This is a genomic window from Chitinophaga oryzae, from assembly GCF_012516375.2.
Classification (GTDB): Bacteria; Bacteroidota; Bacteroidia; order Chitinophagales; family Chitinophagaceae; genus Chitinophaga; species Chitinophaga oryzae.
This window is the reverse complement of the sequence record NZ_CP051204.2, coordinates 6,340,497-6,351,927: the sequence shown is the minus strand read 5'-3', so window position 1 is coordinate 6,351,927 and position 11,431 is coordinate 6,340,497. Positions and strand designations below refer to the sequence as shown.

Annotated in this window: 3 protein-coding genes; 2 read left to right on the top strand and 1 reads right to left on the bottom strand. The window is 47.1% G+C overall.

Features of this window, described 5'->3' with window-relative positions; all coding sequences use genetic code 11:
• Positions 1–25 precede the first annotated feature (25 nt).
• A complete protein-coding gene (locus HF324_RS24970) occupies positions 26–2,110 on the top strand; it encodes an AMP-binding protein (RefSeq protein ID WP_168861083.1) in 2,085 nt (694 codons plus the stop codon).
• Between the two features lie 38 nt (positions 2,111–2,148).
• Here the strand turns inward: HF324_RS24970 and HF324_RS24965 are convergent, their stop codons facing one another.
• A complete protein-coding gene (locus HF324_RS24965; protein ID WP_168861082.1) occupies positions 2,149–6,357 on the bottom strand; it encodes a non-ribosomal peptide synthetase in 4,209 nt (1,402 codons plus the stop codon).
• Between the two features lie 1,453 nt (positions 6,358–7,810).
• Between HF324_RS24965 and HF324_RS24960 the strand changes: the two genes are divergently transcribed.
• Positions 7,811–11,431 carry a non-ribosomal peptide synthetase gene (locus tag HF324_RS24960; RefSeq protein WP_168861081.1) on the top strand — a complete coding sequence of 1,207 codons (3,621 nt, stop codon included), beginning with the start codon at positions 7,811–7,813 and terminating at the stop codon, positions 11,429–11,431.

Sequence of the window (11,431 nt, the reverse complement as noted above, 5' to 3'; positions counted from 1 at the left end):
ATGCTGACCTATAACATTTACCTACATGGAAACAACGGTTATATCATTATTAGAAGAGCAGGTAAAGCGGGCGCCGAACAGGACGGCGTTGGTTTTTGAGGACCAGAGCATTACTTATAACGTACTTGACAGCTATTCATGGGAATTTGCAGCATATCTGAAAAAACGGGGTATTGCTGCGGGCAGCATCGTGGTGATGCCTTGTACGCCTTCGATAGCAGCAGTGATCGCCTTGATCGGCATCCTGAAAGCTGGCTGTATCTGTGTACCTGGTCCCGTGATGGACGGATTGCCGGCACTTACAGGAGAACAACATTTAACGACAGAAGATCTGTCTGCTTTTTTTTCAGATATCAGGAATGATTTTAGTGACGCCGAAACCTGGCAGGCTCCCCGTCCTTCACAGATAGCACTGGGTTGTTCCTGCATGCAGGCCGGGGAATTGCTGAGCCACCAGTCATTGCTGGAAGCGGTGACAGTTCATATAGCGGAACATGGAATGATACCGGAGGATCGTTGCCTGCTGCTGGGGGCGCCTTCAGACAGTACCGCTTTGGTGCTGTTGTTTATGACATTGCTTAGTGGCGCCAATCTGATAATATCAGATACCGGAAGAGAGGACAGATGGGACAGCTTTCCGGCATTTGTGGAAAAACATCAACTTAGTTTCCTGCTTTTGGCCCCTTCTTTTATTCACTATCTGCAACAACCATTGTTGCCTTCCGTAAGAATGCTGCTATCCACCGCAGCTGTGGATGTTCCTGTCAGCCGGGCCGCCATCAAGCCGTCAGCCGGCGTCAGCAGAGAGGAAGCGATTGGCCGGGAAGTGATGAAACACGATCACATACGTTTGGCCAGTGTTCATGCGGGCGGTTCCGGAGCTTCTGCCGACAGCCCTGTACTGACTGTTTTCTACGCGGAGGTGGAGAAGACAGAATTTGTACCTTCTTTGGGGGAATACGGACTATATGATGGGTTTATCTATCAGTCCATGGCGAAAGATCCGATGCGGGTAAACGGCTACAGAGCTGCATTGGCTTCGAAGGTAAAAGATAAAGTAGTACTGGACCCCGGAACAGGAACAGAAATGATCCTTGCCCGACATTGCATAGACGCAGGCGCCCGGAAAGTATATGCCGTGGAAATGTTAGAAACCGCTTTTCATCAGGCGAAAAACCTGGTTGAGCAGCTGGGGCTATCAGACAAAATTTTCCTGATCCATGGAGACGCTACCAAAGTGGCATTGCCGGAACCTATTGATTTTGTGGTGTCTGCACTGGCCGGTAATATCGCCAGCGCAGACGGATGTATCAGCCTGATAAATGCATTAAAGCAGCAACACGGAAAATCACTTCGGTTTATTCCTAACCGTTATTGTACCAGGATAGCTGCTGCCTCATTACCGCCCAACAGTTGCCGGCAGGGACTGAGCCCTGTTTCATTGCATTATATCAAGCAGGTTTTTCTGCAGGCCGGGAAAATATTTGACCTGCGGATGTGCCTGAAAAATTTTTCAGTGCAGCATATTATTTCTGAGGCGGGAGAGGTGGAGGATATCAGTTATGAAACACATCTGGAGATGGACGCAGGGGCAAACGTGATACTGAACATACGAAGAAAAGAAGTGTTTACCGGACTGGTATTATGGATCAACGCTTTCTCAGATGGGCAGCTGGTGATTGACAGCCTGAAAAAGACACATCATCTTCCTGTATATTTTGCAGTCGCAGAAGCCGGTATCCCGGTAGATAAAGGAGAACAGGTCTTTGTCTCCTTCAGAAGAACAACGGCGAAGGATGGCTATCACCCGGATTATATTCTGTCAGGCGAAGTGCTGGACGTCCGGGGGAATACAAAAGCGGTTTTCTCCTGTAACAGCCCGCATATGGGAGAGACATTCAGAACTGATTTGTTGATGAAACAGCTATTTGATGTAAATGGGCGGCCACAAAAATATTTCCCCTTAGATACCACCGGTATAGCGAAGCAGTTAAAAGAAATGTTCGGTGCTGATATGATGGCTATGGAGTGGAAAAAGGTGGACCGTTGGCCGTTTGGTCAGCATGGAGAAACGGACCTGCATAAACTGCCCGGTGTCCTGGATTTATAGCAGGAGAGCAGCATTGCTGCCACCCTCCGCGTTTCCGGTCAGGATGGCTGCTGTTTCTGTTGTATCCTCAAAAGCCGTTCCAGCCGCTCTTCCATAAATCTGTTTTTCTTTTCCTGTTGAGTAGCAGTAATATGTTCCATTGTGTTTTTCCTTAATGTTGCCAAACTGATAGCGGGATCGCTGCAAACAGTGGAGAGAACGAATTCATGTGACAGTAGCAGCTTTTGGGCGGTTTCTTCAGAGAAGAGCGAGGTGTTGTACCATAAGGTAAGGCCCATTTCCGGTCCATTTTTATCATAAATGAAATCGAGTGGATATTTGCCGCCATTCAGGCTTTCGGTCGCCACGTCCTCCGTCTCCGGTACATTTTCATTTTCCTCGTTGCCGGTAAGGCCGCTGAGATCATGGTAGTCCAGCCAAACATTAAACAGGTGTCCGTTGTCGCTCTGTTGTTGTCTTAATTCGGCTGCCAGTATGTCGAATGGATAGTCCTGATTGTCCAGGGCGCCAATAAATGTTTGATTGATAGTGGTCAGCCAGGTTGCGAATGAGAGGTCCTCCGTAACGGTGTTGCGTAATATTACGGGGTTCAGACAGAAGCCGATAAGTCCTTCTGTTTCTATATGGTTCCTGCCCGATGTGGGGATGCCCAGCAGTATATCTTTTTTATCAAAGTGGAGGTAAATCAGGAAGTTGACGATGGATTGGAGGAAAGGGAAAATATTTACTTTGGTTTCTCTGCAGAGATGATTTATGGCGGACAGCTGCGCAGCGTTGAACTGCAGATAAGCGGCTCTGGACCCGGATGCTGTTCCGCCGGGAGAATAGTAGTCAAATTGCAGTTGCTGACTGGCAGTGTTTTGTAACTGGTTACGCCAATAGGCCAACTGGCCGGCTACCTCCTTACTGGTGATCAGTTCATTGTGCCAGCTGGCATATTCTTTATACTGTATAGGCAGCGGCTTGAGTGATGCTGGTTTACCGGCAACAAAGGACGCGTATAATGCCGATATTTCGGTGAAGATGATCTCAGCTGACCATCCATCTCCGATAATATGATGGAGAGACAGCAGGAGCACCGACTGTTCATTATTACACTGGATAAGCGTAGCTCTCAGCAGGGGGCCATTTTCAAGATCGAACGGTCTATTTCTGTCGGCAGTGATAATGTTTATTATTTCCGGTTCAGCTTTGTTGTCGGGCACAACATTGATGATAGTAAGCTCAAAGCCGCATTCGGAGGAGGAATGTATTTGTTGCATGATATCCCCGTTCTGATGGATGAACACCGTCCGCAGTATCTCGTGTCTTTCTATCAGGTAGAGCAAAGACTTACTCATGGCTGCAGCATCCAGTTGTGTCCTGAACCGGAATACATACTGCATATTGTAGCTGATGTCGTTGTGGCTGCCTGTAGCGCTTAAGAACAATCTTTTCTGGGAGCGGGATGTTTCATAATAGGGACGGGGTGGCAGCAGCGGGATTTTTTGATACCGCGAGTTGTTGCCGTTGGCAATAAAAGCGGCCATTTGACGGATGGTGGGATGCATAAAGACTGTGCCGAGGCCCATCTTTACATGCAGCGTTTTGTTGATCCGGGAGACAAGCTTCAATGCCTTTAAGGAGTGGCCGCCTGTTTCAAAGAAGTTGTCTGAGAGGAGCACCGTTTCTTTATTCAGTACTTCCCGCCATATCTCTGCCAGTATTTTCTCCACGGGGCTTTGGGGCAGGTCCTGCACCGCGGTATGTTTGATGTCGGTTGGCGGCAGAGGAAGGAGGCTTGTAATAATATGTCCGTTTTCGTCCTGCGGAAGGGCTTCCAGTTGCACAAAAAAGTCTGGTAGCGGATGAGACGGAAGTTGTTGCTGAAGGTACTGTTTCAGCATATCTGCCATGTCTTTGGTGGACGGGGGAATGTATTTTTCCCGCAGTATTTTTCGGTCTACTTTACCGTTTTGGTTCAGGGGGTATTCTTCCAGGAAGGAGATTTGTGCAGGAATCATATAATAGGGCAGTTTTCCTGTGAGCATGGCAGTAATGGTGTGGAGGTCCTGCTCATCTTTATGATAAGGGATGACAAATGCGTGCAGATAGGAGGTTGTTTCCGGGTGAATCACGTCCAGCACTACGGCGTCCTTTACAGGAGGAAGGCTTGTCAGTGCGTGTTCGACTTCTCCGAGTTCTACCCGCTGCCCGTTTATTTTAACCTGTTGATCTTTTCTGCCGATGAATTCCATTCTTCCGTCCGGGAGAAATTTACCATAGTCGCCGGTTTTATACATTTTTATCGTCGAGCCGGGTTCCCGGAATGGATCATGGACGAATACAGCCGCCGTTTTTTCTGCATCGTTCAGGTATCCCCTGCCTACAAAGGGGCCGGATAGGTAAATCTGTCCTTCTTCTTCTTCGCGGCAATGCCTGTAGTTATCATCCAGGATATATACACGGAAATTGGGGATAGGTCGGTGACATACCGGAATAGTAGCGGTATCCGGCATGCTGTGCATAATGTAATGGGAAGTGTCGTCCGAAACCTCTGTGGCCCCGTATGTATTTACCAGGGGAATGGCTGGAAAGCGGGAGAACCATCTTGCGGCAAGGTTGGGCTTTAAGGTCTCGGCATTGGCAATCAGTATTTCCATCCGGCTAAATAGCGGGCTCTGAGGCCATGTTTCTATAATGTCCAGCATGGCCGTAAGATAAGTGGGTACGATCTCCAATACGGTTATTTCGTCACGATGTACATGCTGAATAAAGATTTCCGGTTCATTGACGATATGTTCATCATATATCACCAGTTTCCCTCCTGCAATAAGCGGGGAAAACATTTGCCAGATGGAGATATCGAAGCATTGTGATGCGTTCTGGGCAACGATGCCGTGGTCGGTGATGTTCATTTCCCCGACTTTCGAAAGGATATGATTCAGCATTCCTTTTTGCTCTATCATAACGCCTTTGGGTACGCCTGTGGAGCCGGAGGTAAAGATGACATAGGCCAGGTCATCTCCACTGAGAGTAACCGGGGTCGGGACGCCGGTGGCTGTACCCAGCTCCCCGGTGACGACGATACGTGCTGCATAGCTGTGCAGCAAGGGAGATGTTTGCCAGGATATGCCTGTTTCCGCAATAATAGCCCGGGGCTTTGCTGCATCCAGAATACCGGCTATTCTTTCTTCCGGATAGGAGGGGTCTACCGGGATATAGGCAGCTCCCAGTTTCCATACGGCAAGTATGCTGATGACAAGTTCCGCGGAACGTTCCAGCACAATGGCCACAAGATCTTCGCGTTGTATAGGTATTTTTCGGGAGAGGCCTACAGCAAAATTGTCAGCGGCATTGTTAAGGAATTGATAGGAGAAATGGAGGTCGTTACATTTTAGCGCGGTCCGGTCCTTACAGGTTGCAGCGATTTCCTCAAATCTGCGGATAACCGGCAGGCTGACGTCGATAGGCTCGTCAGTGTCATTCAGTTCTTTGAGCAATGCAAAAAAATCATCGGAGTGATTTCCCTCTCCGGATGAGACAGGCGTTGCTGTTTCAGGGTGTTCCTGGTGATTTTTGGGTTTTAAGGAATAATAGGCGGTGGCCGTTTCTCCGGAAGGGATATGAGGCCGCGCTACCAATATCGCATCACGGATGAACGGATGCCTTAGCAATGTGTCCCGGATTTCGCTTCTGATGGCGTCGCCGAAGCATTTATCGGTTTCAGGCTGCCCGTTTTCATTCCATCTGCCGGTATGACCTGTGAAGCAGATATTTTCTCTGTCAAAGTATGTCTCAGCGGAATTGTCATCTGCCTGGGGGCCATCTGGTATCAGATACATATTGCCCGTCATGCCAACAGGGACCAGCTCCAGCTGCTCATTCAAAAATAAAATACGGTGCTGCCCGGTTAAGTTGCAGGATACCGGAGATAGGATGGTCCCGGTAAACGCTGATTTTAAAGAGAGGTGGCTGAAGTTAATGATGTTTTCTCTTTCTTCCGGCCGGATAAAACTGATACCGGATATTGTTGCGCCCTGATCAATAGTGATTTGTTGCAGCAAATATTTATAGTTTTCAAGTACGTTTTGCAGCATGTGCAAATTATATCGGCCGTGGGCATCTGAGAATTGAAGAAACAGCTGTTCATCGCCGTTGATTACCTGCAGCAGAAGAGAGCCCTCCAGCCTGGCAGGTGAGCCATTGGCGTCGTTCATCATAAAGGAGGCCTTCTCCGTGCCGGGCATGTTTGTGTTCAGATACATGAAAAGTTCTTCAGCTGCTATCTGCTGATGTTGATGTGCCAGAAGTACCGATGCCTTTACTTTGTTGAAAAGTGTTTTGAAAGAATCATTTTCTTCCGGAAAAATATTTATGTAAACAGGCGTGTTATATCCCTGGTCACTATCGAGAAAATGTAGGTGAGGCGTCCATACGGACAGGCATTGTTTTTTGCGGTACCGGTACAGGAGCAGTATATAGGTAGTTAAATAAAAGATATATATAAGCGGTTTGGATTGATTACAAAGTGTCCGGACACTTTCGTTTAAGTGTCCGGGAAGTGACACCCTAACCGTTCTTGCTTCTTGCTGGCTGATACCTGCTGTCATAAAGGGAGTGGCCGAGTAAGGTTGGTAGTGTCCTGACTGATTTTTCCAATAATCAATAGTTGTTTCCTGACCGGGTATTTCTTGTCTGTTCATGAAAAAAAAATTGAGGAACGATGAATGATGAATGACGTTGAGAGTGCTGCAGCAACTGATGGTTGATGAATTCAGTGATGATGCATAGGTTGTTTTACAAACAGATCATGCAAATGATCAAATAAATTTCGTAAAATATTTTGTATTATAAAATTAGATTTTTATCTTTATTTGGTACTGTTTTTTTATTCTCTGCTAATAGCCCTTTTCAATAATTCTTTCAAGTAATGTACTGAGTTGTGCTGTTGTTTTTGTTAACTATTATAATGTGTACTTTATGGTTTTTCTTTTATGCTGAGAAGCAATTTTTCCCGGGCCTATAGAGCGGGTGTGCATGCCAACTACCACTTCTCCCGGGACCTGAAGATTTTGTGTTGTTCCTGATTTGTTTATCCATATTTCCTGATTTACAGCTGTTGTTATTATAACCATTATTAGCATCATTATGCTGTAGGTGTAACACGACAAAGTAATGAATGTGGCCTGCCCCTGGCCAACTATGGAGATTGTATAATATGCCACACAACTGTCATTCCACGTAAGGTATTCATTCAGGAAGGGTCCTGTTTGGTGCTTCAGGCCAGCCGGTAGACCTCAGTTCGTGTGAAATCTGTTTGCAGTGCGGTGACGCATTTTTTAGTATTGACAGAAGAGACTCTTTTGCCAACAGGATGCTGTGTGCAATAGCATCAACAGGTATCCATTTGCTGTCCACTATACATATTTGCTACAATTTTTTTCTATGGTTAACTATTCTGAAAAATACCTGTTTTGGCGTTCGGTAGCAGCTATCGAAGAAAGAATATTTACTTTCGATGGAACCATAGCGCATTCAACGGAACCATCTTCTTTTGCTGTTCACATCACGTCTCCGGATGCTCACTTCCGCCTGATAAAAAAATATGCTAACAACAGGCCACTTGAAAAATTTATCCTTCTTGCCACGGCCTTTCGTATCCTGTTGACGCACTACAGGTACAATTCATCCACGGTAATTATTGATGTGCCGCTATTTATGAAGAATGCTTCAGAAGCGAAGGAATCGCTGTATGTATCTCTGATATTACCAGACGTGAAGGAATGTACGATTCAGCAGGCTATTGAAATAGTAAATACAGTAGTTGTCAACAGTTATACGCACCAGGATTTTTCTCTGGCCGGGCTTTTTACCGATGGAGAAGGCACGGCGCCTGCTACGAACATATTATTGAAGTATTCAGCGCTTCATACTATTCATGATGCGGTTGCAGAAGAAAAGTATGATCTCATTATCGATATGAAGGAAGATGAGGAAAAAGGTGATCTGCAGCTGGAATATCACTATAATGCCGGCAAATATGAAACATGGTTCATAGAACGTTTCGCTGACGGTTTTAAAAGGGTCATCGCGTCGTTTGACAAGCTGGGGCGTGCCGTATCGGAAGTGGTGGTCATGTCTGCATCCGAATTGGAGGAATTACTGACCGGCCTGAACAACACTTCCTATGCGGTTCCCCAGGTCCGGAACCTGTATCAGCTGTTTGAAGACCAGGTCAGACGGACACCGGACCATCCGGCAGTTGTATTCGAAGGGAACCGGCTGACGTACGCTGTACTGGACCATGAAGTGCGGCGGTTGTCAAATGTCTTGGTGCGGGATTATCATCAGGAACTGGAAGAGAACAAATGTGTAGGTGTATATCTGGACAGATCTCATTTTTCTGTCATTGCCTTTCTGGCCATTGCCAGGATCGGCGCAATCTATCTGCCCATTGATCCCGGATACCCGGCAGACAGGGTGCGCCATTTTATTGAAGATAGCGGTCTGCGCATGCTGCTTACAACGACGGACTACCTGTTTGAACTTGGAATGTTTAACCGGCAGATCATTACAATAGATGCCTATTCAGAGCGGCCGGCAGAAGAAGCGGTATTATTTGAAGAGCCTGTTTCAGCTACTCCATTATATATCATCTACACTTCGGGATCGAGTGGTACGCCCAAAGGAGTCCTGGTAGACCATCAATCAGTGGTGAATCTCGCTACAGACCACATAGTGAAACTGAAGCTTTCCCCCGCAGAAAATATTCTTCAGAGTCACTCCCATGCTTTCGACGCTTCCATCCTTGATTTTGTGATGACCTTATGCTCCGGCGCCACATTGACCATTGTTCCCAACAAGGTCATTAATAACTCGGAACGGTTTGTCGCTTTTCTGGAGGAAAATGATATCAGCCTGATGACGGTATCGCCTTCTTTTCTGAGCAATCTTGGATACAGGGAGTTCAAAACATTGCGGACCCTTATTACAGGCGGAGAACAGGCTATTCTGAAAGACGCCAGATACTACCTGAGACAGGGTAAACGATACTATAACGCTTATGGGCCTACTGAGGCAACAGTCAATACAACTCTTTGCCGGTTTGAAGATATTCACGGGCCAAATCCGGTGCCGCTCGGACGTCCGGGCATCAACAAGTCAATATTTATTCTGAATGCTGATATGAAAATGTTGCCGAAAGGCGTGGTAGGAGAAATATGTATAGCAGGAGCCGGTGTTGCCATAGAATATCTGAATAATCCCAGCCTGACAGCTGAAAAATTTATACCCAACCCCTTTCGGGCAGGAGAAAGGTTATACAGGACCGGAGATTTCGGCCGGTGGCTGACTACAGGGGACCTCGCTTTTCATGGAAGAAAGGATGATCAGATAAAAATCAGAGGGTTCCGGATTGAACCGGGAGAAATTGAAAAGGTGATTTGCCTGCATGAGATGGTGGACGATGCAGTGGTATTGGTGACTGCTGAAAAAACACTGGTAGCTTTTTATAAAGTAAAACATACGGCGGAGAAAGACTTTCCGGGCACTGATATATCACTTTTTCTTAAGCAAAAACTACCGGCGCATATGTTGCCTGCCGGGTTGAAACAGATTGAACGCATCCCACTTACGGTAGAAGGAAAAGCAGACAGAAGGCTCTTGCTGCAACTGTACGAGTCATCCCTGGCACAGTTGCGTTCTGATGTTACGCCTCCCCAAACAGGCAAAGAAGCATTAATAGTGGAGTTATGGGAAGACATCCTGGGCAGAAAAGCAGGCCGTGAAAGTAATTTTTTTCAGATGGGAGGCGACTCCTTAAAAGCGATCCAGTTTTCCTCCAGAATGCACGCCGCCGGATTCAAAGTGGAGATACAGGACGTCTTCGACGCGCCGGTGCTCATGCATCTCGCTGCCAGGCTGGTTGAAACGGGAGAAAAACAAACATATGTGTTACAGCCGGGAGACTATCCGTTGACTCCTATTCAGAAAGAGATCATTGCGAACGGGCTTGGGCATTATAACCGCTATAACCAGTCTGTCGCGTTGTGGCTTCATCATCAATGGCCAATGGAGTCGCTTGTCGGCGTGCTGAACAACGTGTTTGCCGCCCACAGCATTTTTAAAACCAGGTTTAAACGTACCAATGAAGTAGTGCAGCCCTGCCTGACAGAGACCAACCATTTCTTTGATATTACGGAGATATATCCTGTCGCCGGAAAGGAAACGGAACTGCTGTTGGAAGAAACAGCGGAATCCCTGCACGCTGCTATGGACCCGGAAACGGGTCCGCTGGTGAAAATGGCATTTGTACGGCTGGAGCCATCTCCGCTGTTGCTGATCATCATACATCATTTTGTCATTGATACTGTGTCGTGGGGTATTTTGTTGGAAGACCTCGACAAACGGATAAAAGAAGAAAGTACCGGCCGGTTGTCTGCCCCTTCCCATGATACGGTTCCTTTCAGCATATGGGCGGAGAAGGCAGTGCAAAGCGCCAATGAGCCGCCGCTGCTCAGCGAGCTGGATTACTGGAAACAACAGCATGTCAAAGCGCCTGACACGATACCATGTGCCGGTAGTGATTCCGGGGGATTGTTTGCGCATATGAAATGTATTTATCCGGAGATAGATGATGAACTGTGTTCATTGTTGATAGAACGCGCGGGGCTCGCATTGGGTACCGATGTACAGGACCTGATGCTGACCGCGCTGGCAAAATCAGTTTGGTCACATTGGAGCTTTTCTTCGCTACAGATACTATTGGAAGCCCATGGCAGAGAAAATATTGTTGACGGACTTGATGTAAGCCGTACAATTGGCTGGTTTTCGTCTTTCTACCCGTTCAACATTCATTTCGATTCCGCCGCCTCGCTGGAGGTAAATATCGTGAAGAATAAAGACGATCGCAGGCTGGTGCCGCTCAAGGGAGCACATTATCCCTTTATTAAGCACTATACGGCAGCGGAACACAAGAGGGAACTTGATTTCACTATGCCGCAAATCAGCTTCAATTATTTCGGTGTTGTCGGCAAGATAAAGTACCACTCCTTTGAGGTGGCCGCCAGGTCATATGGCCATCACACGGACCCGCGTATGAAAAGGGTTACGCCGATAGCCTTCACCGCCTTGATCGTTGAAGGCCGGCTTAAAACAGAGCTGGCATATGACCGCTGCTATTTTAGTGATACGGAGATGGAGGCGTTCAGCAATACCTATAAAGCCGCGCTGGCGGAGATTATTTCCTATTGCAGTGCTATCAGGGAACAAAAGGTAACGCCGGGCGATCTGACATTCAAGGGCCTTACGCTGGATGATTTAGAAACTATGTTCAACTAA